This is a genomic window from Olsenella sp. oral taxon 807 (assembly GCF_001189515.2).
Classification (GTDB): domain Bacteria; phylum Actinomycetota; class Coriobacteriia; order Coriobacteriales; family Atopobiaceae; genus Olsenella_F.
The window spans coordinates 65,765-90,956 of sequence record NZ_CP012069.2; the positions used below are offsets into that span (position 1 = coordinate 65,765).

Annotated in this window: 23 protein-coding genes and 1 tRNA gene; 13 read left to right on the forward strand and 11 right to left on the reverse strand. The window is 61.0% G+C overall.

Translation table 11 applies throughout. From position 1 onward, the window contains the following. Nucleotides 1-36: 36 nt before the first annotated feature. Nucleotides 37-1,212: an AAA family ATPase gene (locus ADJ70_RS00260; protein ID WP_050342476.1), complete on the reverse strand. Its 1,176-nt coding sequence runs from the start codon at nucleotides 1,210-1,212 to the stop codon at nucleotides 37-39. 755 nt (nucleotides 1,213-1,967) lie between these two features. On the opposite strand from ADJ70_RS00260, the gene ADJ70_RS00265 reads away from it, so the two are divergent. Further along, nucleotides 1,968-2,642, forward strand: coding sequence for a TIGR00266 family protein (locus tag ADJ70_RS00265; RefSeq protein WP_050342478.1), 675 nt, complete (start codon nucleotides 1,968-1,970; stop codon nucleotides 2,640-2,642). A gap of 691 nt (nucleotides 2,643-3,333) precedes the next feature. On the opposite strand, the gene ADJ70_RS00270 is transcribed toward ADJ70_RS00265, so the two are convergent. The 3 genes from ADJ70_RS00270 to ADJ70_RS00280 form a co-directional block, all read right to left on the reverse strand. Next, nucleotides 3,334-3,627: a hypothetical protein gene (locus tag ADJ70_RS00270; RefSeq protein ID WP_050342480.1), complete on the reverse strand. Its 294-nt coding sequence runs from the start codon at nucleotides 3,625-3,627 to the stop codon at nucleotides 3,334-3,336. An 85-nt stretch (nucleotides 3,628-3,712) separates the two neighbouring features. Beyond that, on the reverse strand, nucleotides 3,713-3,874 hold the full coding sequence (gene rd / locus ADJ70_RS00275) for a rubredoxin (RefSeq protein ID WP_062393035.1): 162 nt from the start codon (nucleotides 3,872-3,874) through the stop codon (nucleotides 3,713-3,715). A 38-nt stretch (nucleotides 3,875-3,912) separates the two neighbouring features. After that, complete coding sequence (locus ADJ70_RS00280) at nucleotides 3,913-5,100, reverse strand: flavodoxin domain-containing protein (RefSeq protein ID WP_050342482.1); 1,188 nt, start codon at nucleotides 5,098-5,100, stop codon at nucleotides 3,913-3,915. A 265-nt stretch (nucleotides 5,101-5,365) separates the two neighbouring features. On the opposite strand from ADJ70_RS00280, the gene ADJ70_RS00285 reads away from it, so the two are divergent. Next, nucleotides 5,366-6,040, forward strand: coding sequence for a Crp/Fnr family transcriptional regulator (locus tag ADJ70_RS00285; RefSeq protein WP_050342484.1), 675 nt, complete (start codon nucleotides 5,366-5,368; stop codon nucleotides 6,038-6,040). Between the two features lie 30 nt (nucleotides 6,041-6,070). Here the strand turns inward: ADJ70_RS00285 and ADJ70_RS14350 are convergent, their stop codons facing one another. Further along, nucleotides 6,071-6,445, reverse strand: coding sequence for a hypothetical protein (locus ADJ70_RS14350; protein ID WP_157051313.1), 375 nt, complete (start codon nucleotides 6,443-6,445; stop codon nucleotides 6,071-6,073). 36 nt (nucleotides 6,446-6,481) lie between these two features. Between ADJ70_RS14350 and ADJ70_RS00295 the strand changes: the two genes are divergently transcribed. The 10 genes from ADJ70_RS00295 (at nucleotide 6,482) to ADJ70_RS00340 (ending at nucleotide 15,029) form a co-directional block, all read left to right on the forward strand. Next, nucleotides 6,482-6,814, forward strand: a complete 333-nt coding sequence (locus tag ADJ70_RS00295) for a PadR family transcriptional regulator (protein ID WP_050342488.1) — start codon at nucleotides 6,482-6,484, stop codon at nucleotides 6,812-6,814. Between the two features lie 50 nt (nucleotides 6,815-6,864). Next, entirely contained in the window at nucleotides 6,865-7,425 is a 561-nt protein-coding gene (locus tag ADJ70_RS00300; RefSeq protein WP_050342490.1) for a DUF2812 domain-containing protein, read from the forward strand. Nucleotides 7,426-7,613: 188 nt separating this feature from the next. Next, nucleotides 7,614-7,913, forward strand: a complete 300-nt coding sequence (locus tag ADJ70_RS00305; RefSeq protein WP_157051314.1) for a DUF2089 family protein — start codon at nucleotides 7,614-7,616, stop codon at nucleotides 7,911-7,913. 2 nt (nucleotides 7,914-7,915) lie between these two features. Continuing rightward, the gene (locus ADJ70_RS00310; protein ID WP_050342492.1) at nucleotides 7,916-8,212 is read left to right on the forward strand and encodes a hypothetical protein; all 297 of its coding nucleotides are present in this window, start codon (nucleotides 7,916-7,918) and stop codon (nucleotides 8,210-8,212) included. Nucleotides 8,213-8,473: 261 nt separating this feature from the next. Then, nucleotides 8,474-9,433 carry a 3-hydroxyacyl-CoA dehydrogenase gene (locus ADJ70_RS00315; protein ID WP_050342493.1) on the forward strand — a complete coding sequence of 320 codons (960 nt, stop codon included), beginning with the start codon at nucleotides 8,474-8,476 and terminating at the stop codon, nucleotides 9,431-9,433. A gap of 487 nt (nucleotides 9,434-9,920) precedes the next feature. Further along, complete coding sequence (locus tag ADJ70_RS00320; protein ID WP_050344645.1) at nucleotides 9,921-10,184, forward strand: hypothetical protein; 264 nt, start codon at nucleotides 9,921-9,923, stop codon at nucleotides 10,182-10,184. Nucleotides 10,185-10,304: 120 nt separating this feature from the next. Beyond that, nucleotides 10,305-11,078, forward strand: a complete 774-nt coding sequence (locus tag ADJ70_RS00325) for a hypothetical protein (RefSeq protein WP_050342495.1) — start codon at nucleotides 10,305-10,307, stop codon at nucleotides 11,076-11,078. A 472-nt stretch (nucleotides 11,079-11,550) separates the two neighbouring features. Next, nucleotides 11,551-12,480, forward strand: a complete 930-nt coding sequence (locus tag ADJ70_RS00330; RefSeq protein WP_216597280.1) for an ATP-binding protein — start codon at nucleotides 11,551-11,553, stop codon at nucleotides 12,478-12,480. Between the two features lie 771 nt (nucleotides 12,481-13,251). After that, nucleotides 13,252-14,067, forward strand: a complete 816-nt coding sequence (locus ADJ70_RS14850) for a tyrosine-protein phosphatase (protein WP_050342497.1) — start codon at nucleotides 13,252-13,254, stop codon at nucleotides 14,065-14,067. Between the two features lie 416 nt (nucleotides 14,068-14,483). Further along, nucleotides 14,484-15,029 (forward strand): hypothetical protein, encoded by a 546-nt coding sequence (locus tag ADJ70_RS00340; RefSeq protein WP_050344648.1) that lies wholly within the window; start codon nucleotides 14,484-14,486, stop codon nucleotides 15,027-15,029. Between the two features lie 176 nt (nucleotides 15,030-15,205). On the opposite strand, the gene ADJ70_RS00345 is transcribed toward ADJ70_RS00340, so the two are convergent. The 6 genes from ADJ70_RS00345 to ADJ70_RS00375 form a co-directional block, all read right to left on the reverse strand. Beyond that, nucleotides 15,206-16,666 (reverse strand): glycoside hydrolase family 32 protein, encoded by a 1,461-nt coding sequence (locus ADJ70_RS00345; RefSeq protein ID WP_050342499.1) that lies wholly within the window; start codon nucleotides 16,664-16,666, stop codon nucleotides 15,206-15,208. Nucleotides 16,667-16,979: 313 nt separating this feature from the next. Then, nucleotides 16,980-18,497, reverse strand: a complete 1,518-nt coding sequence (locus ADJ70_RS00350) for a glycoside hydrolase family 32 protein (protein WP_050342500.1) — start codon at nucleotides 18,495-18,497, stop codon at nucleotides 16,980-16,982. A 68-nt stretch (nucleotides 18,498-18,565) separates the two neighbouring features. Next, complete coding sequence (locus ADJ70_RS00355) at nucleotides 18,566-19,516, reverse strand: PfkB family carbohydrate kinase (protein WP_050342502.1); 951 nt, start codon at nucleotides 19,514-19,516, stop codon at nucleotides 18,566-18,568. Nucleotides 19,517-19,641: 125 nt separating this feature from the next. Next, a complete protein-coding gene (locus ADJ70_RS00360; protein WP_050342504.1) occupies nucleotides 19,642-21,600 on the reverse strand; it encodes a PTS beta-glucoside transporter subunit IIBCA in 1,959 nt (652 codons plus the stop codon). Between the two features lie 333 nt (nucleotides 21,601-21,933). After that, complete coding sequence (locus ADJ70_RS00370; RefSeq protein ID WP_050342508.1) at nucleotides 21,934-22,917, reverse strand: LacI family DNA-binding transcriptional regulator; 984 nt, start codon at nucleotides 22,915-22,917, stop codon at nucleotides 21,934-21,936. Between the two features lie 76 nt (nucleotides 22,918-22,993). Next, nucleotides 22,994-24,913, reverse strand: a complete 1,920-nt coding sequence (locus ADJ70_RS00375) for a glycoside hydrolase family 2 protein (protein ID WP_083443691.1) — start codon at nucleotides 24,911-24,913, stop codon at nucleotides 22,994-22,996. A gap of 163 nt (nucleotides 24,914-25,076) precedes the next feature. Between ADJ70_RS00375 and ADJ70_RS00380 the strand changes: the two genes are divergently transcribed. Beyond that, nucleotides 25,077-25,153, forward strand: a tRNA-Met gene (locus ADJ70_RS00380). Nucleotides 25,154-25,192 lie beyond the last annotated feature (39 nt).

Here is a 25,192-nt window from a genome sequence, read left to right on the forward strand (position 1 = left end):
AGATCATGCCGTCAGCCGCATCCTGCACCATTCGTGTTAGACTTCCCGCAGCGGGTTTCGGCGTACGCTCGGCGCGGTGGCCTGCCGGTTGAAGATGGGTTCCGAGAGCCTCTCAAAGATAGCCTTCTCTATCTTGTTCTTCATCGTTCTCATGTTGTCGTAGCGTGAGGCGTGCGCGACGAACCACGAGAGTATGCCGCTGTTCTCGATGAGCGAGCGGTCCTCGCCGTCGAGCCTGTCGACCACCCTCTGGTAGTGACGCGTTGCGATAGTTGCCTTGTTCTCGTCTGACAGATTGGAGAAGGCGACGCAGGCGCTGATGCGCGAGAACATGGCGGAGCCCATCGCACGACGGGCGTCGCGCTCGGACTTGAAGTTGGTGGTGAGCAGGAACAGGCCGCCCCTCATGTCGACGTCGTAGTTGGTGTCTATGTACCTGCCCTCGTCGAACAGCTGATAGAACATGTTGTAGAGGGTTGGGCCGACCTTGTCGAACTCGTCGATGAGCACGACGTTCGACTCCCGGCCGAGCAGGTCACGCGCGAGGCTCGCCTTGGAGTGCTCGGCACCGAAGAGGTACTCGTACGCCTCTTGCGTCTGCATCATGGAGAACTGGATCCTCATGAGCTTTCCGCCGAGCGCCTTGCTAAGACAGCGGGCCGTCTCGGTCTTGCCGACGCCGGAGGGTCCGTACAGCAGGACGACGGATGGTCTTCCGTTGCCCATGACGGACAGCCTGTACAGAGACGCCACGAGGACCCGCTTGCTCTCCTCCTGTCCGAGCACCTCTTCGCAGACATTGTCGTAGATGGCCTCGAGGGCGCCTTTCTCGACCTGCTCGTATCGGTATGAGATCTGCTCGACGCTGTCCTTGCCTTGGGCCGAGACAAGGGACTCCAAGGCCCTCCTCGGCGGGTTCTGGACGAAGAGCGTCCCAACCTCGTATGTCTCCTCGAGTATAGTGGCAAAGTTTGCGATGACGTGGCTCAGGACGGAGCCGAAGTCATCGGCGTGGACGACGCAGTTGTCCACGTAGTCTGGGACACTGATCCTCGGTTCATGGGAGGCCAGGTCACTCGCCCTGATCTTGGCGTTGTAGCTCCTGATGGCGTCGAGATATCCGACCGTGCGGTCTCCCTCCCTGACGCGCGAGCCTACCAGCTCGTCGAAGCCCGTCCGTGGCCCAAAGTAGATGATTGCCCTATCTGCCATGTGCCTCTACCTCCGCGAGCTTGATCCCGGGCATGTCCATCAGCCCTCTTTCCGCCCTGTTCCGCCATGAGGGTGGGGGGAGATGCGTTCAGGCGGACCTTGGCCCGTTTCCCGCCGGACCTCTATCGCCCCTTCGCCGGACCTGTTGTCGGTGCAGACGCCTTCGACGCTATCGGCATCCGAGTCGCGTCTCTCCATTCTTGCCATTGCCTGCATTGTAGCGTGTTGCTAGCTGAGAGGTCCGTCACGCACGTCCCCTGAGGGGGCGGTGCAGGCAGTTCCCCTCTCGAAGTGTCCTCTCGAAGTGTAACGTGCGCACCCTCCGCCGACCCCGCCCGCGCGAAGTGAGTGAATCACTCACTTCATATACCTGAAGTGAGCGGATTACACACTTCGATATTTTATTCAGTAAGTCTTCTACCTGCGTATATGTAAATTCGACTGTATGAGCGTACGCAGGTTTTGGCCCAAAAATCACTCACTTCGCGATGACGATGTGAGTGAATCACTCACATCACGATCCGTGTGAGGGGCGAGACGGGCGCCGGGGCAAGACGGGCGCCGGGGCGAGATGAGCGCTGGCTTCCGCCCGGTCTTCAGCTCCCACCTAGGCTACGGCTCCGAGGGTCGTTGCGCGCGCGGGAATGGGTCACTTTGAGGGTGGAAGAGGGGCCCGTATCCCGTATCATAGGTATCTATGTTTCTCCGCGTCGTCGGTAGGCGCCTTCTTGCTGGCCCACCAAGAAAGGACAGTCATGCAATACAACATCATCGGAGGGTCATTTCCCGTCGTGACCTGTAGTCTCGCTGACGGAGAGTCCATGGTCACCGAGAAGGGATCCATGGTGTGGATGACCCCGAACATGCAGATGGCGACCTCGGGCGGCGGCCTGGGCAAGATGTTCTCCAAGGCGTTTTCCGGGGAGAGCATGTTCCAGAACATCTACACCGCCCGAGGGGCCGGCATGATCGCGTTCGGCTCGAGCTTCCCGGGCAAGATCGTCGCGGTCCAGATTCAACCTGGCCATAGCTGGGTCCTGCAGAAGAGCGCCTTCCTCGCCTCGGAGATGGGTGTCGAGCTGAGCATCTTCTTCAACAAGAAACTGGGTGCCGGCTTCTTTGGGGGCGAGGGCTTCATCATGCAGAGGCTGAGCGGCAGCGGCGTCGCCTTCGCCGAGATAGACGGTGACCTCGTGGAGTACGTGCTCGAGGCAGGTCAGCAGATGATAGTCGATACGGGCTACGTGGCAGGCTTCGAGGAGAGCGTCTCCATCGATATCCAGTCGGTCCGGGGCGTGAAGAACGTGGTCTTCGGCGGTGAGGGACTTTTCAACACCGTGCTCTCGGGTCCTGGGCGCATCTGGCTGCAGACCATGCCCATCTCCGGCGTCGCGGGCGCCATCATCCCGTACCTGCCTGCGAAGAGTTAGGGAAGCGCTGATGCGCGGCTCTTCGGGGAGCCATTGGATGGTAGGGGTTGGTCTACAGTGTTGGCTACCTCGAGACACACGAGATTAGACCTTCCTCTGCCCCAATTGAAATGTGCTAGCTGGGCTATCGGTGAGCCTAGGCTTGGCACTGATAGGAGGTGCATTGTGTCTGTGGGCACAATGGCATCCCTGTTTGTCGGGATAGCAGTTTCCCTGTTAGTAGGCTTGATGGGTGTGTATATATTGGTGACGGGAAACCCGAGTCTGTTACATGGCCATCACCGCGCAAAGACGAGACCTGACGATCTTTTGAGGCTGGCACATTGGTGTGGACTTGGCATGACAGCTGCTGGAGTGGGGTTTGCCCTGCTTACGGTGGGCACGGCGGCCGTCTATGGAGACTCGCTTCCGGCATGGGCGGGGAATGCTGTCATCCTGGCCCCTGCTATCACACTTTGCACGACGGGAATGATAACAATATTTGCCTCAATTATTCACTATAACGGGTCACTCTTTTCATAGGGTACGTCAATGTTGTCGGCAGAGGGGTTCTAGAAGCAAGTATGCGGCGGCACGTCCAGGTAAGTTATCGCATATAAGGGCAGGATATTATGTTCAGAGACGCGCTCAGAAGGATGTTCGCCTGCAGGGACTGGGACTGCGAAAACCAGCCAATCCCAGTCAGTCAGAACTAGTCAGTCAGAATAAACCGCCGTCGACCCCGACGGTACCGAGGGCAGACGATCTCGGACCTCCTGCCGTGGCCGGGGCAATGCTCGACGGCCTTGCGCCTCTGCTCCTCCACGAACCTCGGCTCCCGGTTCGTCTTTGCAACGGAACCCTCGCCGGTAGCCTCATACTCCTCCCGCCAGTTGCCTGGCGTATGCCCACCGGGGTAGCCAGGCTCGCCCATCGTGTCCGAGTAGCCATAATCGAGCCTGACGAGGGTCTCCATGGCGTTCCTTCCCCGCTCGGCGCCGTGCATACGACTTCCTTCCTGGCCCCGTCCCGGTCCAAGATTCCCACTGCAGTCCCGTATATGGTTGTTTTTGCCCGACGTTAACGCACCTTTACGCTTCTTCCTCAAAGTCAGACTTGGCAGCGCCGCAGAGGGGACACACCCAGTCATCAGGGAGCGCCTCAAAGGGCGTGCCTGCCGCGATGCCGCTGTCGGGGTCGCCCACTGCAGGGTCATACACATAGCCGCAGGGGCCGCACACATACTTTTTCATACCTCAATACCTCGTCGTTTTTCTAATTTTGTTGTTTTCTATGACAGCAAAGCCTTTGCTAGGGCGGGCACGGTGGCGAAGTCCGCCTCCTCCGGATTCCATTGGGAGCGCACATGCTCTTCAATGACGGTGAAGCCTGCCTCCCGCAGCTTCTCCTGCAGCAGCTTTACGCTCTCGCCGCTCCAGCCGTAGCAGCCAAAGGCTGCGGCCTTTTTATTCTTGAACTTGAGCTGCTTCAAAAACTCCAACCAGCCCGCCACGGAGGACAAATAGCTGTTGGAGACCGTGGGACTGCCCACGGCGATGGCACGGGACTTAAAAACCTCGGTCATGAGCTCGTTTTTATCCGTTTTGGCGAGGCTGAAGACCTTTACCACTGTCTCCGGGTTCTGTTTGTGGAGCTCTGCGGCGATGGCGTGGGCGAGCTTTGCTGTGCCCTCCCACATGGTGTCATAGACGACAGTGATCTGATCCTCCTGATAGGCCGCTGCCCACTCCTCGTACTTGTTCACGATCTGCAGCGGTTCCTCCCGCCAAATGGCTCCGTGAGAGGGGGCGATCATCTCGATGGGTAGACTGAGCTTACCGATCTCTTCCAGTTTCTTGACGAGGATGGGGGAGAAGGGATTGAGGATGTTGGTGAAATACTTCATAGCTTCTCTGTAAAGGAGGCATTGATCCGCCTTGTCGTTAAATAGCTCTTCCACCGCATAGTGCTGACCGAAGGCATCGTTGGAGAAGAGGATGTTGTCGCCGGTAAGGTACGTCGCCATGGAGTCTGGCCAGTGGAGCATTCGCATCTCCACGAAGACAAGACGCTTCCCGTTGCCGATATCTACGCTGTCGCCGGTTTTTACCACGTTGAAGTTCCAGCCCCGCTTGCCGTACTGTCCCTCGATGCTCTTGACGGCATTGGCAGTGCAGTAGATGGGCGTGTCGGGAATTTTCTCCATCAGCGCGACGAGAGCTCCGGAGTGGTCACACTCACCGTGGTTGGCCACGATAAGGTCGATCTTATGGAGATCGATCTCCTTTTCCAGATTCTCCACGAACTCAAAGCGGTGGGGTAGCCAGACCGTGTCGATGAGGGCGGTCTTTTCCTCCTCGATGAGATAGGCGTTTTGGCTTGAGCCGTTTTTGATGGAGTAATCCTCACCGTGGAACCACTCCAGCTCCCAATCGATATAACCCACCCAACTGACGTTAGCTTTTACATGCTTTCTCATGGTGTCCCCTTAGTTCAGTGTTGGCAGCAGGGCAATTTTGAAGCGGTCGTCCATGTTCACGATCTTGCCTTTCTGGTAGGGCAGCAGATCTTTCAGGGCGAATGCCTCGTCGCCTTATAGTTGGCTCCTCATGTGCAAGATCCCCTTTGTCCTCTCCACCTTTGCCAGTATAGAGATACTCTGCAAGAAGATCTGTATCTCAGGATACAAGGAAGTGATTTTTCGCTGTATACTTAGCGGTCACTACTGAAGGGGGGTGCGTTCCATGGACTTTCACATCCTAGAAAGCAGCTGGCTGTTTCAGGGCTTGTCAGCAGAGCGGATCAAAGAGCTGTTCCAAGGGATCCCCTCTATTATCCAACGTTATGAGAAAGATGAGACCATCTTCCAGCCCCTTGAAACGGCGGATCGAGTGGGCGTAGTTCTGAAAGGGAGCGTACAGTCCTATAAGTTGTTTCCCAATGGCAGCCAGGTCAATGTCACGGTCCGCCAAGCCGGCGATATCATCGGTTCCGCTGCAGCACTCTCGGTTCAAAAAAAGTATCCCTCTGGTGTAGTGGCCTTGGAGCATACGGAGATCCTGATGCTTTCGCGCGACGATTTTCTTCGTCTGCTGAAGCGGGATCCGCATCTGGTGGAAAACGCCCTCTTTGAGATCTCTACCATCACCTACATGTTGCAGCAGCGGTTGGAGCTGCTGTCCTATCATGGGATCGATCAGAAGATCGCATTCTGTCTGCTGACGCAGTCTGCGCAGAGCGGTGAAGCTGTCATTCCGATCCCCGGCTCCATGACCAAATGGGCGCTGATGATGAACGTCTCCCGTCCCTCGCTGCATCGGGAGCTGAAGCGGCTGGAAGAACAGGGACTGCTTTGCCATACGCCGGCACTGATCAAGATTCTGGATCCGCCGGCGCTGGGGAAGCTCTTGAGAAGATGAGCTCCAAGCGAAAACCGCCTGGAGTTTCCCTCAGACGACCTGTATGGTGTAATGGCCTTTTCCCTTCGTGGTACGGTGTAGCCCCTGCGTGGACAACATGCCGTCCATCACATTTTTGGCGTAGCGGGCGAAAAACTCCCGGATGTTGGAAAACAGCTCGCCATGCTCCTCCGAGGCACCCAGCTTTGTCTGCGCTTCTGTGAGCCGGTTGGCCAGGTCTTCGCTTTCCTGCGTCAGGATATGCAGCGGATCGGTGGATGGTCGGGGATGGCCGCAAGCGTCGCTGCACACCTGTGGTTGATGCAGGCCGACGTTAACAGTGTCGCCAAGGCGCCAGAAATTCTCGAAAAAGTAGTTGACAACTACTACGGGTACCGATATATTATTCCTAACGATATAACGCAAGACGATATAGCGGAAGACGTAAGGAAGGAGACATAGATGCCAAAGAGGGAAGACAGCGGGGCACTGACAGAGCCGACGTTTTATATTCTGCTGTCCCTACACAAGCCCACGCATGGATACGCGATCATGCAGGACGTGCGGGAGCTGACTGGCGGAAGGGTGAGCATCGGGGCGGGGACGCTCTACGGTGCCATAAACTCGCTCACCGAGAAGGGTTGGATACGAGCCGCAGGGGACCGTGCGTCTGACCGCAGGAAGGAGTACGTGATTACCGAGGGTGGGAGACAGGCCTTTGCACGCGAGGTCGAGCGCCTAGAGAGCCTCGTCGCCGACGCGAAGCCTGTCATCGAGCGCTCATTGCACGCATAGAGCATCAACTAAAAGTATCACATAGACTAAATTCACAAAGGGAGACTGACATGAGCACGAGCACAACCATCAAGAGGGCATTCACCGACTTCTCGAAGGAGGAGGCCTGGCTTAACGAGATGAGCCATGAGGGTAAGGCTCTCGTCGACTACCGGGGCGGTAGGTACACCTTCGTCGACGATGAGCCGGGCACGTGGCAGTATGCGATCGAGATCCTTGGTCAGGGTGGCAAGGCCGGCAAGGAGTATCTCTCCTTCCTCGAGGAGACAGGCATCGAGACGGTAGCCGTCTACGCGAACCGCGCCTACCTGCGCAAGAGGGATGATGGGACTGACTTCGAGCTCCATAGCGACCTCGAGTCCCGCCTCGAGCAGGCCAGGAGGGGGAGTGTGCCTTGGATAGCCATCCCGGTGTCGCAAGTCGGCCTCGCGTTCATCCTTGTCCTCAACGCCTTCGTGGTGGACTCGGAGGCATCGAACCTCGCCAGGGGCATCGTCCTCGCGTGCGCCACCCTGCTTGCCTTCGCAGCCATAATCGAGTACCTCGTCTTCGGCAAGCCGTATCGCGAGCGCGTCCGCCAGCTCGAGCGGGAGCGCTCGATCAGGGAGTAGCGGGCGTGGCCTCAAAAAGCCATCTTGATCACTGGGCGGATCCTGCGACAGGCGGGGTCCGCCCTCACCCCTTAAGATGGGTGCTCAACGATGCTGACCCTCACCCATATGTAAAATTATATTTAATAGTATTGCATTATATTAAAATCAGAGTTATACTCCAACTAAAGAAAAGGAAGGAGGTGGTGATGATGGATATCGCCCATACGTGGACTGAACGCTTGGGCGACGAGGATCTGGAGTTCGCGCGGCAGTTCATTATGGCCTCGGGCTCTCTGAAGGAGATGGCGTCAAGGTACGGCGTCTCGTACCCCACAATCAGGCTGCGCCTTGACAGGCTGATCCAGAAGATCGAGAGTGTGCGGGAAGACGATGACGCCTTCGTGTCGCTCGTAAAGGGCATGGCCATCGACGACCGCATGGACTTCGAGACCGCACGGCAGATCATAGACGCCCACAGGCAGCTGATGGGCGAAAAGGAGGGATAGGAATGAGTGTGGACGGCGATGTCGCCAGGATGTCCATCGTGTGTATCGGTTTGGCGCTTGGTACGCTCGAGTGGTTCATCGTCAGGAGGACGAGCTTCAACAAGTGGGTCGTGCCGGCGGTGTACTGGGTGGGAGCGCTGATATGGTCATCTGCGACTGGACCTACGCCGGTGCTCTTCCCGAGCCTGGCGATAGGTCTCTCCATGGCGGGCTGTGCCATCGAGGACGAGATAATCAACGGATACCTACAACGGAAAGGTACCTCCGGCGTCGATAAGGCGAGGCTTCGGGACCTGTAGCGAGGATGTGGCTACGCTCGGAAGTGGGGGTCAGTGCCATCGCGCTGGCCCCCATCCTTTTGGACTTGCCACCGCCCTTCTTGCGGTATGCCGCCCGCGACAGGCACCAAGTACGATGGCGCTCCGCAAGCGTGGTCGGGCCTCCGTCGGGCGTCCCTGCGCTCCATGAGGCTGTTAGGGGGTATCATTTCCCACGTTGGGTTTATCGGCCCCACGCCGATCCCACGGAATGACATCGACCCTATGGAAGGGGGAGCGTGCATGAGTTTCAAGAAGATTGCAGTTGCAGGTGGTGGTGTGCTCGGTAGCCAGATTGCCTTTCAGTCAGCGTACTGCGGCCTCGATGTTACCATCTGGCTCCGTATGGAGTCCTCCATCGGTCGCTCGCGGCCCAAGATAGACCGTCTGCGCCAGATCTATCTCGATACCCTCGAGGCCCTGAAGACGGACCCGGCCGCCTACGCATACGGCCTGATCGCGCGCGAGGACATCTCGCCTGAGGCCCTCGACGCCTGCAAGGAGCGCGTCGAGCAGGCGTATGCGTCCCTCAGACTCACGACCAATTGGGACGAGGCGTTCTCTGACGCTGATCTTGTGATCGAGGCCGTGGCCGAGACCCCGGACGCAAAGACAGCATTCTATAAGGAACTTGCCAGGCACATCCCAGAGCGGACCGTGATTGTCACCAACAGCTCGACTCTGTTGCCCAGCAGCTTCGCCGAGACAACCGGTCGGCCTGACAAGTTCCTCGCGCTGCACTTTGCGAACGAGATCTGGCGCAACCCCACGGGCGAGGTCATGGGCCATGCTGGTACGGATCCCACACACTTCGAGGAGATCGTTGAGTTCGCCTCCCAGATTCGCATGGTTCCCATCCGCGTCCTCAAGGAGCAGCCAGGCTACATCCTCAACTCGCTGCTCGTGCCCCTGATCGCTGCGGCCCTGAGGCTCTGGGCCACTGGTGTCGGCACGCCTGAGGACATCGACAAGGACTGGACCATCTCGACCGGCGCCCCATACGGGCCGTTTCGCCTGCTCGACATCATCGGCCTCGTGACGCCGCTCAACATCATCTCGAGGAGTCCCCAGGCAAAGGACGAGTCGTCTGTTGAACATAAGATCGTACAGATGCTCCAAGCCAAGATGGACAGGGGGGAGACCGGCGTCAACGCCGGCAAGGGTTTCTATGACTACGGTGGGGGTGAGCCAGCGGCAAAGTAGGTTCCTCCTTCCGTGTGTCGAGGAAAGCCACTCTTGCGAGGCTCGTCTATAGGGTTGTGCGGTAGGCCTATGTGGGCTGGTGCTGCGATGGGGTTTGTCGCCACTGGACCCTTCATAATTTATTGCTGGTGCCGAGCGGACCTTTCCCTCGCGCATGAGAGGCATCGAGATCGTGTCGTACGACGCGCGGATCGCCGGGACCTTCCCCTCGTGCATGGGAGGGCTGACTTTTGGGGGTCTCTCTGTGGCAGGGGACGGTCCGGATCACGCCCACGTCGCTCGACACCCTCTTCATATGGAGTCACTGTGGCGGCGTGTATCTTGATGATGCAGGTAAATGTGAGGCCCGCCGTTGTGCGGACGTGTTCGTGCAAGCCGATATGCCGAGGAACGGGGGAGGGTATACCATAAGAGGGTCGACGAGGCGTTCCGTAGGGATGCCTCGTTTAGGGCGTACGCCGCGTCTTGGCAGGGGGGTCTGATCGCGATGACAGAGGTGGGAGCAGGGGTGTACGCGGGACTGCGCTGTGCGGACTGCGCGTTTTCCGAGTTCGTGCTCAATGAGGAGTCTGGTATGTTCGTGGGAACCTGCTCGCGTGGGTATACGCTGGCAGACCCTCACGTGCACGTGTCGCCGGACAGGTTCTTTGCAAAAAATCCCAGGGCGCTGGTCCCGGTGACGGACCCCTACGGCAGGGAGTACCTGCGGACGAGAAATATCTGTACGAGGTTCGCACCCAGAGAGGGCTAGCGGCGGCAGGCTCTGCCTGCGTCTGTAGCCTGCGTGTCGGGTGGCATTCGCTTCCGGATGGCGGGAGCGTGGGCCCGCACTTTAACGTGGAGGACGATGGCGTCTGGAGGAGGGTGCGCTTTGGGTACGGGTGACGGGGTCGCGCCTCCCGAGGGCTGGGGCCTCGAGGTGTGGCGTCATGGGGACGCCTGCGGCGAGGGGGACTGGGGCCCGGGCGAAGACGGCCCGCCGCTGGCGGGCATCGGCCCCGGCCACCTGCGCCTCACCTTCTACTACGGCGGCCGGGTCCACGAGGGGACGCGCGGCAGCCTGTACGAGTGGATCTCGGCGTCCCTGCGCGCCGCAGGGGCGGCTGCGGCGGGTCTCTGGCGCTACGAGCTGCGCTACGGGAGTGGCACGCGGATCGACGCCTTCGGGCTCTGGGGGACCATGTGGAAGAGCATGGGTCCCGGCCGCGCTGCCGCCCTCGCCCGGGCCTCCTCCCTCGGTTGGGAGGGAGGGGAGGAGGCGTCCGTCCGCGTCAAGGGCAGGGAGCTGCGCTGCGGCATCTCCCGGGAGAGGTTCGCGGCGCTCTCGGGGAGGGGCGTCGAGTACCTTGGTCCCGTTGGCATGGACTGGTCCGGCGAGCTCGCCGCCGACCTGCTCTTCGCCCTGTCGGACACGTGGTCCCCGCAGTTGTGGCGCTACGTGCGGGGCAGGGACCGGCTCTGCGGCCAGGTGTGCGAGAGGGGCGGGATCGCCGTGGGGCGCTCCGGTGACGACACGGGGCTTGCGGCCTACCTCACCGTTTGGGAGGAGGGCCCCATGCACGGCCTGCTGCTTCGCGCCGCAGAGGTCGCCCCCCGGCTCAGGCCCGGCTCACCTCGTGAGAGATGGAACGAGATGTTCCCTTAGCAGGCGCCTGCATTACCTGAGCACCCGATTTGCGATCCGCTCGCCATGCGAAAAGACCTGCCATGGCTGAGAATAGGGATGCAGTCTGAGTCGAGCGATATCCATGTCAGCATAGCCATGGCCTACCATAGTTTGCAGATGGGGTACGCTATACATGGCAATTATGGTAATTGATACTTTGCAAATAGGGTAATGCTTCCACCACACGCTGGGGATGCGAATCATCCTGTTGGGGGTCGGTATGATCAAACGTGGCGTTGCAGGATTCGTCCTTGACAACGCTTCGTGGTTTCCCGTGGTCTCGGTCACGGGGCCTCGATAGAGCGGGAAGTCAACGCTCGTCAGGAGCCTCTTTTCCGACTACGCATACGTGAATCTCGAGGACCGCCCCACTTACGAACGCGTGATGGCAGGTCCGTCCGACTTCATTCACGAGTGACCCCCTAGGATGATCATCGACGAGGCGCAACGCGTGCCAGAGCTCTTTAATGCCATACAGGTGGTTTCCGACGAGCGTGGCACGGTAGGCCAGTACATCCTCTTGGGATCTCAGAACTACCTCCTGCTGAGGCGTATCACTCAATCCCTTGCGGGGCGCATCGGGCTGGTACGGCTCATGCCACTCTCGTATCGCGAGGTAGCTCTGGCACCAAACGAGGTGACGCCAGATGGGTTCATGCTGCGTGGAGGGTATCCGCGCCTCTACGACGTTGATATTCCTAGTTACGTTTATTTCGAGAACTATATCTCAACCTATGTTGAACGAGATGTGTCGGAGTACGTCGATGCGCGTAGCAAGGGGCCTTTTCGCAGGCTCCTGATGCTGTGCGCACAGTCATGCGGATCGCTTCTAAACGTATCGCGCATCGCGAGCGACCTGGGTGTCGCGCGAGCGACTGTCGACTCATGGCTTTCGATACTCGAGGCAAGCTACACCATCTTCAGGCTACAGCCGTATCATGCCAACCTCAGGAAGCGTCTTACAAGAACGCCCAAGATCTACTTTTGTGACACTGGCCTCCTATGTCACCTGTTGGGCGTCGAGACCTCCGAGCAGCTGCGAGACAGCGAGATGCGCGGCGCCATCTTCGAGAACCTCATAGTCACAGAGACGGCAAAGCGGCATCTCAACGCGGGACGGACTCCTCGGCTCTTCTTCTACAGGGATGACTCGAAGATTGAGGCTGACCTGGTCGATGACAGCGATCTCGCAGGTAGGGAGCTTATAGAGATTAAGTCGCAGGTCGGGTTTCGCAAGGACTTCCTGCGACATCTACCGGTGGTTGGCAGGGACCTGGGCATAGCCGAAAGGCGGCGGTACGTTGTCACGCGGGGGGCAGACTCGTTTTCCGTCGGTGGCATGAAGGTGTGGGCGGCTCGCGATTGGCTCATGAGACCGTAGTTCGTGACGCCGGAGTCAAGCGGAAGGCCTCCTGGCAGGTGTGAGCTTACCAGGCTACAGGGTGCCGGTTGCAGGGGCTTTTCGATACGGATTGGCATGCGCCACCAAAGGCCGCATCCATTGAGATGGTGCTTTCGTGACCCCTATTGGGCGTCATGGCCTCGCGCTATGTGCCTCCGGAGGGACGCGTGGGACACGGGCGCCGGGCCTGCGGGGCTCGACCGCGCACTCGGCGACACCGAGTGCGCGATGCGCGTGCCACCCGGCGCCACCGAGTGGCACAGCATTTCACGACAACTGTACATATGCCGACTTCCGCGCCACTCGGCGCCACCGAGTGCGCAGTCTGCCTGCCACTCGCCGCCGTCGAGTGGCGCCCGTGAGTCAGCGCGGCTCGAGGGTCATCAAAGAGATGGGCGGCACCGGATGGTACGCGGCTCGGGACCATCGGGAGGGAGGCGGCACCGGACGGCAGTGTGGCGGCCGCAGGTCCCTCACGCACCGCGATTCCCGACGCGATCCGTCGTTGCGCGGGACTGTGCCGGGCAGGGCCGCCCACAAGGCTGCGTCCGCCGTCGACGTCCAAGGGCGTTCGGCCCACCCGTGAAAGGCGGCCACCGAGCGCGAGGGTGTGTATGGGGCCGCGATGAGGTAGGATTGCGGTGGGGTGGGAGACGCGAGACCCCATCGATTGTGTTGCGAAGAAGAGCTGCGTCGTGTCACGGGCCGGAGCCAGGGCCCAGTGGCGTAGGTGTTTGGAAAGGGGCTGCGATGTTGTCCTGGTTGAGGGACCTCTTTGGTATAAAGCGCGCCGAGCTTCCCGGTGATGATCCCGTGCGGTCCCGCGTACCCCTCGCCGAGAGTCGCATCCTCGTCGTGCCCTCTGGCTATAACGTGCGCGAGCTGGGTGGCTACCCCACGCCGTATGGCCAGACGCTCTATCATCGCTTCCTGCGCTCCGGTGACACCGATGAGCTCAACGGTGCTGACATAGCCGCCCTGCGTGACTACGGCGTCTCGATGGACGTCGACCTTCGCAGCCAGTGGGAAGTCACCCATTCCCCCGATCGTCTGGCCAAAGACCGGGGTGTCCGCAGCCTGCATGCGCAGCTGCACTCCTATGACATGCATGCACACGACCTCAAGTTGCCTGATGACACCGAGGGCTACATGGCCAACGGTTACCTCTCCATGCTTGAGAACCGCAAGGTCGTGCGCAAGATCTTCTCGTTTATGGCCAAGGCTGCCGATGACGAGTGCGTCCTCTTTCACTGCGCGGCTGGCATGGACCGCACAGGTGTTACGTCCATGCTGGTGCTGGGGCTCTGTGAGGCGAGCAGGGAGGATATCCTGCGCGACTACCTCTATTCCTTCGCCGATGCCGACAGGGTAGAGGAGCTGCTCGAGGGGAAGGATTCCGCCCGCAGTGACTTTGATGGCCCCATGGGGGCCGATATGCTCATGCACACCATGTCCGCCGTGTATCAGGCGCTGCTCGATGGCTGTGGCTCAGTGAGGGGCTACCTGCTCTCCTGCGGCCTTGGCGAGGATGAGCTCGACCGTGTGCGCCACCACCTGGTGGGTTAGGTCGCAGGTCTGTGGGCCCTCACTCTCACAGTTGGCACAGGAGCGCCTCTCACTAAACGCCCGATGTCTGCAAGGCGCCAAGAGCGTACAGCGTACTGAGAAGCCTACTTGGGGGAGGTGAGTGTTGCCCACGTCGCGCCAGTGGCATAAGTGCCTTGGCGGGCATTTCGAGCGTCATCGAGACTACCGCTCAGGGGCAAAAACATGCCGTTGGCCCCGCCGATTGACCGTGTACGGAAAAGCTGGCCCCGTGTACCTGTACACCCCTTTGGAGACAGCTTCAGCTCGACTACCCTCATAGTGTGGAGAAGAAGCATGAGGGCAGTGCGACACAGCGGTCCGTCGCGAGGAGGCGCTTGCGCATATGGGTTGGAGGTCTAGGTATGTGGTGCAGGGCATGCGGCGAGGGGGCAGCCATGAGTGACCTCGTCTTCATCGTGCCGGCACTGGGCATACCCGCTCTCGTCTCGGCGCTAGAGTGGACGCTCCTGAATGACATCGTCGAGCGCCACCATAGCCATCATGATACCTATCGTGTCTCCAATACGCTGACGCACACCCTCGTTATGGTCATGGTGTTCATGGGTTTCCTTGGCGTGGTTCTCGGATGGCTCTGCAACGTCGGCGTGTTCAGGGCGAACAGCCACGTCCTCCTCGCGTTCTTCCTGTCCTTCTTGGGCGTGTCTCTCCTGATCTGGACCTGGTTGCATCGCTACAAGGTCGTGACCTACGACGATTGCATGCACATCACACCGCCGATCGGGACAAGGAGGACGATCAGATACGACGAGATCGAGAGCATGGAGTGGCACCGCTCAAAGTCGCTTCTGGGCTACGAGAACCTGCGTGTGCGTGTCAAGGGGAGCTATTGGTGCGTGACCCTCTGGGGCATGCTTGACCTCGAGCAGATCCTCATGCGCATCAACCGTTACGATGCCATCGACAGCGAAGGCGTGTACTGATCCTTAGAGAGACGCCAGGTCGGTCGGACGCGCCTATCGGCCAGGCGACGCCGGCTTAGATAGGGCCCCGCAGATTGGCGGGCCCTATCAAAAATCCGCCAACTGGGCAAACGTCCCCGAGATAGTACCCCGCAGATTGGCGGGTACTATCGAGCGCCCGCAGGGGCCGCCGGCCGCTATCGGGTCGGCTTGATAAGGGGGTACACGAAAGACGAGCGAGCACGAAACGAGCTTCTGATGGTGAGCTTGTCGCTTATGGGGAACCAGCGCGTGGAGAAGACCTCGGCGCCACCATTGGCGTAGACCTCGATGGTCGAGCCGTCCACGATCATGCGCAGATCGTCGAGAGACGCAAGCCTGATGCCGCGAGTCCGTCGACCAGCCGAGGCCAGCTCTCCTGCCTCGGTCTGAGCAAAGCGAATGCCGAAGCTGCCGTTCTCGGCGAAGACCTCCAAGACGTCATTGAGCCAGATCTGCGCATCGCCGTCCTCAATCTGCTCGAGGACGACGTCTGCCGCGAGGCTGTCAAGCACGAGGCTCTCGCCGCAGGGCAGCACGCGAGCCTCTCCACGGTAGTTGTCAAGCTCAGCAACCGGATGCTGGCGCAAGAGCCCGTCCTGACCAAGAGAGATCTCGCGCGGGAGCGTCATTGTATGCGCCCGGTCCATGCCTTCGGGCACGCTTGTGTAACTGTGGTCGAAGGTGCCCATCCAGCCAATAGAGATCGTGCGACCCCCCTCGTCCGTGAAGATCTGGGGTGCGTAGAAGTCAAAGCCATGATCCCACTCGGTGAAGTTGTCGAGCGGGACGGCGTCGATGTCGATGATCTTCTTGTGCGCGGGAAGCGGGAAGTACCCCGCCTGCCAGAGATTCTGCCAACGATAGCTCTCGGAGGGAAGCCCCTGGGGGCAGACTGCCAGAAACTCCCTGTCTCCCATGCGTATGACGTTGGGACACTCCCACATGTAGCCAAAGACCAGGTGTGCCACCGCCGTGTTCTTGGGCAGAATGGTGCGGCGCAGCTGCCAGCTTTCCCCCTTGTCGTGGGAGTCGTAGACGAGCACACTGCCAAAGTCGCCTCGAGCATCGGGATTGTCTGTGTCGGCGGGCCCCCGCTGGCGGGCGCCCAGCAGCATGTGCAGGCAGCCGTCCTGTTCCCAAACCGTCGGGTCGCGCACATGCAGGGTACAGCTTGTGGGGTAATCCGCATTAGTGAGAAGTGCCTTCTTGGGCGAGAAGTGCAGGCCGTTCTCGCTCGTGGTCATGATCTGGTTGGCCTCTCGCCCCCAGTCCACGCGCTCGTCGTCGAAGGTGTCGACGACGTTGCCTGTGTAGAACACGCGCATGAGGTCACCGCCGTCAGGCGCACCGCCCTTGTCCACCCAGGTACAGCCCGAGAAGACGCCGCTGCGGTCGAGCTGGATGTCGGGCGCGAGTGCCACCCCCAGATCCTCCCAGCTGATGAGGTCGTCGCTCACCACATGACCCCAGTACTTGAGCTCGTCCGTCGGCCAGTTGGGCGCGTATTGGTAGTACGCGTGGTAGCGTCCGCGAAACTGGCAGAGGCCGTTGGGGTCGTTGAGCCAGCCCTGTCTTGGCTCGATGTGAAACGACGGGTTCCAGAATTGCTTGGACATCGTTCTCCTCAGAAACGCACTCGATGCTGGGTTTTAGGTAATGGTTCAGAGAAATGCCGTTGAGATTATAGGGCGGGCATGCAGGTCGTAGGACGTGGTTGGAAAAATATGCACCTCACTCATGGGAGACACACGGCGGCATACTTTGTGATCCCGTATGAATGAGAGGTGCCTGCTGGCGAGTCATGACGCGGCCGATGGGACAGTGCAGCCCAAGGCGTGGGCACACCCAGCTTGAACGCCCCGGGATGTACGAACCAGAGCTCCGGGGCGTTCGGTCCAGATAGCCTTGCAACGCCTGCGTGCCATGGTTTTAGCTGTCGATGCCTGCAAAGTGGCAAGAGCCCATCTCCCAGCCCTGGTGTCTGCCCTTGAGACTGGAGCTGACACGCAGCTCGTCCACGCTCTCGGGATACCACCGAGTTGTCATCGTGACCTCGCCGCCGTTCACGTAGATCTCGACGATGGAGGTGTCCACGATGACGCGCAGGTTCCTGATGCGGCCTGCCGTAAGCGCCGAGAGGGGAAGGCGTCTGACGCTTCGGTAGGCGCCGGCGGGGCTCGTGAAGGCCAGCTCGCACAGGTTGCCGATGACGGAAAGCTCGAGGTCGTCGTTCAGGCGCAGCACAGCGTCTCCGGATTCGATCTGCGTGACGCAGATGTCGGCGGTGCCCGCGAAGCGCGCGCCTACGGCTCCCGTGAGGTCGAACACGTCGTAGGAAGATGAGCCGACCGTCCCCGTGAGGCCTGCGACGTCACTGGTGAACTCAACCAGCTCGCCGCGAAGCGCGTCGATCTCGGTTACGGGCCACTGACAGACACGCCCATCCTCGTTGAGTGTGAGCTCGCGCGGCAGGGTGAGCGTGTGGGTCCACTCGCGAGTGGGGTTGTCGTACTGGGTCTCGATGTCGGGCAGGCTCGCCCACCCGACCAAGATGGTGCGCCCCCGCTCGTCCTCGAAGACCTGGGGGGCGTAGAAGTCGAAGCCAAAGTCAAGCTCGACGAACCCCGCCTCGTCGATGCAGGGGTAGGGACCGTCCGCGTCCATGAGGCCAGGGTCCTTCGCCATGAGGTCGATGAGCCTGCCGTCGAGGGCGACGTAGCCCGAGTTGTGTATGTTCTGGAGGCTCGTCGGCCGCTTGCCCACGCCCTGAGGGCACACAAAGAGGAACTCGCGCCTGCCGAGCGTGGCGAGATTGGGGCATTCCCACATGTAGCCAAAGGGCTGCCGTCCGAGGTTGGTCGCGGAGCCCTCGAGTCTCCAGCTGAGGCCGTCGGGGCTTTTGTAGAGAAGGATGCAGCCCCGATCGCCCTGAGCGCGTGCGCCGAGCAGCATGTGCCAGCAGCCGCCCTGCTTCCAGACCTTGGGGTCCCTCACATGGCAGGAGCAGTAGGCGGGGTAGCCCTCATTGCCTAAAACCAGGCGCTTCTCACCAAAGGTGGAGCCGTCGCTCACGACGAGGGTCTCGTTGGCGAGACGACCCGAGTAGTCGTAGTCGTGCTCGCCCGGCAGCAGCTGGTTTCCGGTGTAGTAGCACCACATCCTACCGTCGTGGACGGTGGCCGAGCCCGAGTACGAGCCGTTTTTGTCAAGCTCCCGGTCGGGCATGATGGGCGAACCCAGCCACTTCCAGCTGACGAAGTCTCTCGTGGTCCAATGGCCCCACCCATGGGCGGCGTCGGGCCAGAGCCTGCGGTGCTGGTGGAAGTAGTGGTAGGTGTCATCGAGCTGGCAGAGGCCATTGGGGTCGGTTATGTCGCCGGTCTCGGTCTGGAGGTGGAACCTGAGGCGCCAGTTGTGCTTGGGGCTCCACGTGCGCTTGATTGCCATCTTGCTCCTTTTGCGCGTCGCGGTCGCGAGAGGGCCGCTCTGCCGTGGTCGGTTGACGTCTAGAACAGCTAGGACAGGACCTTCTCGACCTCGTCGAGGGTGGGCATGGCGGGGATGGCACCGCGCCTCCGCACGCAGAGGGATGCCACGGCATTGCCAAAGCGGGCGAAGCTCCTGGCGTCGTCGAGGGTCACGTTCTCGGGCCTGATGTCGGCGTCCACGAAGGCGCAGAGGAAGCCTCCCCAGAAGGAGTCACCCGCCCCGGTCGTGTCGACAGCATCCACCTTGAAGCTGGGCACGGTCGCGCTGCCGTCCTTGGTCGCCACGAGGGCGCCCTCGTCGTCGAGCGTCACGCAGATCACCTGTGCGCCCTGACCAAGGAGGATGCGGGCGGCCTCGGTGGGGTCGGAGCGGCCGGTGAGCAGCTCGGTCTCCTCGCAGCTGATCTTTATGAGGTCCATGTACGTGACGATGGAGCGCATCTGCTCAGAGGCCACCTCGGCGCTCGTCCAGAGGGAGTCGCGGTAGTTGGGGTCATAGGACATGACGGCGCCTGCGGCCTTGGCCACGTCGAGCGCGGCGATGGTGGCGCTGCGTGCCGGCTCGTCGGTGAGCGAGAGTGATCCCACGTGAAAGACGCGGCTGTTCTCGATGACATCGCGCCTGAGCTCCTCGGGGCGCAGCTGCGTGTCTGCGCCGGGCTTGCGGGCGAAGGAGAAGGTCCTCTCGCCCTCCTCGCTGAGCGCGACGAAGGCGAGTGTGGTGAAGCAGTTGGGGTCGAGCACGAGGCCGTCGCAGTTGACGTCGTTGGCGACGAGAGTGGCGTTCAGGAACTCGCCGTGCATGTCGCGCCCCACCTTACCGATGAAGGCGGTGGACTTGCCGAGGCGCTCGAGGGCCACGAGGACGTTTGCGGGCGCGCCGCCGGGGTTGCGCTCGAAGAGCTTCTGGCCCGCAGCTGAGGTACCCGCGTCGGTGAAGTCGATGAGAAGCTCGCCGAGGGCTGTGACAGAGAACATGGTGCTCCTTTCCGCAGCGCCGACGCCTGCATCGGCGCTGCCGTATCAGAGAAATGCGGGAGCGATCGCAACTGCGACCGCCCCCGCAGGTGTGCTGACCAAGGTTGCCGGTCAGGGGGACGGACCTACTTCTTGATGTCGATGAGGGTATCGCCAACCTTGACGGTGCCGGTGTGACCCTCGACGGAGGAGAAGTCATCGGTGTTGGTGATGATGACCATGGTCGTTGCCGGGAGGTTGGCCTCCTTGATGGCGCCCAGGTCGACATCCATCAGGAGGTCACCCTTCTTGACACTCTCTCCCGCCTGGCACTTGGCGGTGAAGGGGCCTCCCTTGAGGTTGACGGTGTCGATGCCAATGTGGATCAGGATCTCGACGCCGCCCTCAGAGAGCAGGCCAATGGCATGACCGGTCTCGGCGACCATGGTGATGGACCCGTCTGCGGGTGCGAATACCTTGCCCTCGGTGGGCTCGACGGCCGCGCCCTTGCCCATGGCCTCGGAGGCGAAGACGGGATCGGAGACGGCGGTCATCGAGATGGCCTCGCCTGCCATGGGCGAGACAATGGCTTCGGGACCAGTGGCTGCGACTGCTTTGGCGCTGGGGGCCGCAGTGGTGCTGGTGCTGGTCTCAGGCTTGGGGGTGGGAGCGGCAACCTTCTTCTTGGGCTTGTCCTCGTCCTTGTAGATGGCGCTCGTGAGGCCAAAGGCCACGCCGAAGGCGACGACGAACATGATGATGTACTGGACGGGCTGCTTGACGCAGAGCAGGAGGCCGAAGATGCCCGTTACGCCCGTACCGGTGGCAGCGAGCTGGGTCAGGTAGCAGACGAAGGCACCGCAGGCGGCACCGGCCATGCCGCACACGAAGGGCTTGACCTTGGGGAGGTTGACGCCAAAGATTGCCGGCTCGGTGATGCCCAGTAGGCAGGAGATGCCAGAGGGGACCGCGAGGCTCTTGGTCTTAACGGTCTTGGTCTTGAGTGCGACGGCCAGGCAGGCACCGCCCTGCGCTATGTTGGCGGCGGACGCGATGGGCAGCCAACGTGTCACATTCCCAGGCTGGGCGAGCATGGAGACGTCGATGGCGGTGTACATCTGGTGCAGGCCCGTGACGACGGAGGGCGAGTAGATGAGGCCGATGATGATGTAGCCGATGCCTAGGGGCACCTTGAGCAGGAAGTACAGCAGGCCGAGGATGGCGTTCTCGAGCCAGACGAAGATGGGGCCTATGAAGAGGATCGTGATGTAGGCAGCGACCGAGACGGACACGAGCGGCGTCACGAAGAGGTCGAACATCTCGGGTACGGCCTTGTGCAGGCGCTTCTCGAAGAAGCAGAGGATCCAGACGCCCACGAGTATGGGGATGACGTGTCCCTGGTAGCCTATCCAGTCGATGCTGTAAAGGCCTGGTATCACCTGGAGCGTGATCATCGTGCCGTCGGAGAGGGCCTTGGAGGCGCTGTAGGCGCTGATGAAGTCGGAGCTGATGAGCAGGGCACCGAGCGACGCGCCAAGGTAGGGGTTGCCCCCAAAGACCGTGGCTGCCGAGAAGCCGAGTAGGATCTGCAGGTTTGCCAGGGCGCAGGCGTTGACGAGCGCCGCGATGCGCCACCATACGCTGGTGGTGTCCAGATCAAAGAGACCCGCGCCGTCGGGGGCGGGTGTGCCCATGAACTGGATGGCACCCATGATGCCCATGAGCATGCCGGATGCGACGATGGCGGGGATGATGGGTACGAAGACGTCAGAGAGTACCTTGATGGCCTTCATGAAGCCGTTCTGCTGCTGTGCGGCTGCCTCCTTGACGTCGGCCTTGCTCGCGGCGGAGATGTTGCCCTGCTTGCAGAGCTCCTCGTAGACCTTGTTGACAGTGCCTGTCCCGTAGATGACTTGGAGCTGACCAGAAGCCTTAAAGTTGCCCTTGGCGCCAACGGCGTCATCGACCTTCTCCTGGTCGACCTTGGAGTCGTCTGCGATGACCAAGCGCAGGCGTGTGGCGCAGTGCGCTGCCGAAACGATGTTGCCCGGGCCGCCGACCGCCTCCAGAATCTCCTTAGCGGCTTGTGCGTGATCAAGTGCCATTGAGTCCCCCTTGTCTGAACGCTACATATGGAATCGTTCTCACACGCTCTTATCGAAGGATTCCATAGTTGGTGGCAAACTCAGCTTGCAGCCATGGAATCGTTCTCATATATTCAAGAATACTTCACAACTGAGAGGATGTGGGTCCTAAAGGAGCGGGGCATAGCTGAACGGCGGCATATAGGCGGCGAATGGCGATGGATCGTCTTGCGTCGGAGGGGGACGAAGGATGCGTTCCCGAAAGACGAGAGGCGGATCGGGCTTGGCAGGCCATGAGCATGGTGCCGTAGGGGTTGGCCCCGCAGTCGGCTAAACCGAGCTTCACGGGTGTCCCTAGCGGATCGACCCCCGTGCGAGGACCTCGTAGCCCAGGCGTATCTCGCACGGGATGCGCGTCGTCTTGCCCATGGCGTCGACGAGCATGCGCGCGGCCTCCTTGCCGGCCGTCTTGTAGTGGTGGTGTACGGTCGTGAGCGTGGGCGTGACCACGAGCGTGAGCTCAGAGTCGCCCGTGCCCGTCACCTGCACGTCGTCAGGTATGCTCCTGCCGTATTCGCGCAGGCAGCTCATGGCGCCGAAGGCAATGGAGTCGCTCGCGCAGATGATGGTGTCCACGTCGGGATGCGACTCGATCAGTCGCTCACAGCTGAGGTAGCCCGACTCCACCGTGAAGTCTGCGATGAGCTGTGCGCTTGCGGACACCTCGAGGCCGTACTCCTCGCAGGCATCAAGGAAGCCCCTGTGTCTGGCTCTTCCTGCGGCTAGGTCCCGCTCCGTGACGCCGATGTAGGCGGGCTTTGTGGCGTGGTCGAGGGCCAGCGCCGTGATGTCGCGTATCGAGTGATAGTCATCGTTGTAGACGCAGGATCTCCCCTCGATGTCTTGGCCGAGGACCACGAGCGGTACTCGCAGCTCGTCCATGGCGCGCTCGTGCGCGGACGTGAGTACCGTGCCCACGAGGATGACGCCGTCCACGTGGTTCTTCTCGGCAAAGAGGCGCAGGTAATCGACCTCGAGCTTCTCATCATTGTCGGTGTTGGCCAGCAGTATCTGGTACTGGGAGTCGTTGAGCTGAGAGGTCAGACCCTCCACCATCCGCGAGATCGAGGCGGAGTTTATCTTGGGAATGATGACGCCCACGAGATTGGTCTTGCCGGTGCGCAGCTGCTTGGCCTGACGTGAGGGTATGTAGCCGGTCTCCTTGATGACGCGGGCGATGGCGCGGCGCTTCTCGCTCGAGACGTAGCCGTCGTTGAGGTAGCGCGACACGGTGGCGCGAGACACTCCCGCCATCTTGGCCACTGTCGTGATGTCCATGTGCCACCTCGCCTTCTGTTGTGTGACTCGAGAACCCTGTGATTAACTTACTTGCACAAGGTGGGCAAAACCGCACTCATTTTTTGGGTGTGCGGTCGCTGTGGCGCGGTGAGTGCGCTGTTGGCTCTGAAGGGTATGCGGGACATGCTCGCGGGTCTGCCTTAGGGACAGGGAGTTTGCTCACCCGGCGGTCATAGCTGAGAAGCCCGTTGGTCTCTTCCTCGATGTCCGTGAGCTGGGTGAAGACGAACCCTGCAAGCCCCCTTGGCTCGAGCGCGTCTGCCTGGGCGAGCTGCCTGGAGACTGCCTGTCGAAATGCTGCTGTGTCCTCGAAGACATCATAGCCGTAGGAGGTCTCCAGTGAGCAGTGCCCCTCCACGCGAAGACTGAGCCCACCGAACTCGTTGAGGATGAAGGCACGGTCATCCTTATGTGGATAGACCTGGAGGCTCCTGAAGTAGTTGTGGATGGCCACGAAGTTGCCCGCCCCCTGGTCGTACCAGCCGCTTGCCGCGATGACGGGACGCGTGGGGTCGAGCTCTCTGGTGCGCTGCGCCTGGCCAAAGGAGTCAAACTGCCCCCAGCTCTCGTTGAAGAGCGTCCAGGCAATGACGCTGGGATGGGCGGCGAGGCGACGCACGGTCAGGTCGCGGGTGTGCTGCCACTCCCTACGATAGGAGTTGTCGTCGGCTGCGAGCTTGCGCCAGTGGGAGGGCGTGTCGTCCCGAAAGCGCGACCATGAGCGCCTAAAGAGCGTGGGCGTGTTGATCGAGCGCCACTTGTCGTAGCTGCCGCCACCTGTGGGCATGTCCTGTATGACAAGCATGCCCATGCGGTCGCAGAGCCAGTACCAGAGCTCCCCCTCGACCTTCACATGCTTGCGGAGCAAGTTGAAGCCCAGGTCATGGGCAGTCTGGACGTCGGATCGCAGGGCGTCGAGCGAAGGCGGGGTCATAAGCCCGTCGGGCCAGTAGCCCTGGTCGAGCAGCCCCCTCAGGAAGATGGGCCTGTGGTTGAGCATGACGCGGGGCGTGCCTTGGGCGTCTGGCTCGACCGCGACCGAGCGAAAGGCGCAGTAACTCGTGACCTCATCCTCCCCATAGCCGAGCGTGAGGTCATAGAGGCGAGGGTTGTCCGGTTCCCAGAGCTGGGGGGCTTGGACGCGCAGCCTGACCGTCGCCTCGTGCTTTTTGGCGACGGGTCCCATCGCCGACCGGCCGCTCTTAAGCGAGAGGACCAGGCGTCTGCCAGGGTGGCTGACTTGGGCCGTGACCGAGATGGTGCCATCGTCCGGGTTGGCACTCACCTGCAGTTGTCGGACGTGGTCTTTGGGGACGTCCTCGATCCAGACACTCTGCCAGATGCCGGACTGAGCCGTATACCACATGTTGGCCCGCACGAGTCGCTGCTTGCCGCGAAGCTGCGTGCCCGTGTCGCTCGGGTCGAAGACGCAGACGGCCAGGGCGTTCTCTCCGTCCTTGACGGCGGACGTTACGTCTATGTCAAAGGGCAGGTAGCAACCCCTGTGCTCGGCGAGCCTCTTGCCGTTCAGATAGACCGCGCAGGCCCAGTCCACGCCCTCGAAGTGCAGGATGCGCCTGCGCCCCGGCAGGGGTCGGCTTGCATCGAAGCAGAGTCGGTACCAAAGGAGCTCATTTGGCTTGAGCTGGCGGCCGACGTGCGAGAGCTGGGCCTCTGGCGAGAAGGGCACGAGGATCTTGCCATTCCAGGAGATGGGCATCGCGGCGTTGCGCCAGGAGCTACGTGCTTCTTGGGCCGAGCCGAGCGAGACGAAGGCGTAGTCCCACCAGCCGTTGAGCGTCTGCCAAGATGTGCGGGCAAGCTGCGGGCGCGGGTGTTCTGGCCAGGGGACGGTGCCGTCGCCAGGAGTGGCGGCAAGGAGACTCTCTCCCCAGATCGTGGTCAGGGGGAAGAGGGGAGCGCCTATGCCCTCCTTGGGCTGGCTCTTGAGCGCACGTCTGAGATCGAGGTCCATGGACTCTCCTAAGTGGGTTTGCGAATGCAGAACAGGATAGTGCGCAAAGACGACCATGGGCCTTGCGAATTGTGAAGAAACACATATGAGAACATCGGTCATTTGACTTTGGTCGGTCTGGGGCATATAGTAATCGTCCTGCGCAGTTGATGCGCCCAGACTCTGCGGGGTGGAGCAGTCTGGTAGCTCGCCGGGCTCATAACCCGGAGGTCGGTGGTTCAAATCCGCCCCCCGCGACCAAATTTTCGTCCTCTGCCTGGTAAAACGGGTGGGGGATTT

Excerpts from the sequence above, each read along its gene's own strand:
- ADJ70_RS00260 (WP_050342476.1), bottom strand. The coding sequence starts at position 1,212 with ATGGCAGATAGGGCAATCATCTACTTTGGGCCACGGACGGGCTTCGAC.
- ADJ70_RS00285 (WP_050342484.1), top strand. The coding sequence starts at position 5,366 with ATGGACTTTCACATCCTAGAAAGCAGCTGGCTGTTTCAGGGCTTGTCA.
- rd (WP_062393035.1), bottom strand. The coding sequence starts at position 3,874 with ATGAAAAAGTATGTGTGCGGCCCCTGCGGCTATGTGTATGACCCTGCA.
- ADJ70_RS00320 (WP_050344645.1), top strand. The coding sequence starts at position 9,921 with ATGACAGAGGTGGGAGCAGGGGTGTACGCGGGACTGCGCTGTGCGGAC.
- ADJ70_RS00350 (WP_050342500.1), bottom strand. The coding sequence starts at position 18,497 with ATGGCAATCAAGCGCACGTGGAGCCCCAAGCACAACTGGCGCCTCAGG.
- ADJ70_RS00340 (WP_050344648.1), top strand. The coding sequence starts at position 14,484 with ATGAGTGACCTCGTCTTCATCGTGCCGGCACTGGGCATACCCGCTCTC.
- ADJ70_RS00300 (WP_050342490.1), top strand. The coding sequence starts at position 6,865 with ATGAGCACGAGCACAACCATCAAGAGGGCATTCACCGACTTCTCGAAG.
- ADJ70_RS00360 (WP_050342504.1), bottom strand. The coding sequence starts at position 21,600 with ATGGCACTTGATCACGCACAAGCCGCTAAGGAGATTCTGGAGGCGGTC.
- ADJ70_RS00310 (WP_050342492.1), top strand. The coding sequence starts at position 7,916 with ATGAGTGTGGACGGCGATGTCGCCAGGATGTCCATCGTGTGTATCGGT.
- ADJ70_RS00315 (WP_050342493.1), top strand. The coding sequence starts at position 8,474 with ATGAGTTTCAAGAAGATTGCAGTTGCAGGTGGTGGTGTGCTCGGTAGC.
- ADJ70_RS00280 (WP_050342482.1), bottom strand. The coding sequence starts at position 5,100 with ATGAGAAAGCATGTAAAAGCTAACGTCAGTTGGGTGGGTTATATCGAT.
- ADJ70_RS00355 (WP_050342502.1), bottom strand. The coding sequence starts at position 19,516 with ATGTTCTCTGTCACAGCCCTCGGCGAGCTTCTCATCGACTTCACCGAC.
- ADJ70_RS00295 (WP_050342488.1), top strand. The coding sequence starts at position 6,482 with ATGCCAAAGAGGGAAGACAGCGGGGCACTGACAGAGCCGACGTTTTAT.
- ADJ70_RS00305 (WP_157051314.1), top strand. The coding sequence starts at position 7,614 with ATGATGGATATCGCCCATACGTGGACTGAACGCTTGGGCGACGAGGAT.
- ADJ70_RS14850 (WP_050342497.1), top strand. The coding sequence starts at position 13,252 with ATGTTGTCCTGGTTGAGGGACCTCTTTGGTATAAAGCGCGCCGAGCTT.
- ADJ70_RS00265 (WP_050342478.1), top strand. The coding sequence starts at position 1,968 with ATGCAATACAACATCATCGGAGGGTCATTTCCCGTCGTGACCTGTAGT.
- ADJ70_RS00345 (WP_050342499.1), bottom strand. The coding sequence starts at position 16,666 with ATGTCCAAGCAATTCTGGAACCCGTCGTTTCACATCGAGCCAAGACAG.
- ADJ70_RS00270 (WP_050342480.1), bottom strand. The coding sequence starts at position 3,627 with ATGCACGGCGCCGAGCGGGGAAGGAACGCCATGGAGACCCTCGTCAGG.
- ADJ70_RS00370 (WP_050342508.1), bottom strand. The coding sequence starts at position 22,917 with ATGGACATCACGACAGTGGCCAAGATGGCGGGAGTGTCTCGCGCCACC.
- ADJ70_RS00375 (WP_083443691.1), bottom strand. The coding sequence starts at position 24,913 with ATGGACCTCGATCTCAGACGTGCGCTCAAGAGCCAGCCCAAGGAGGGC.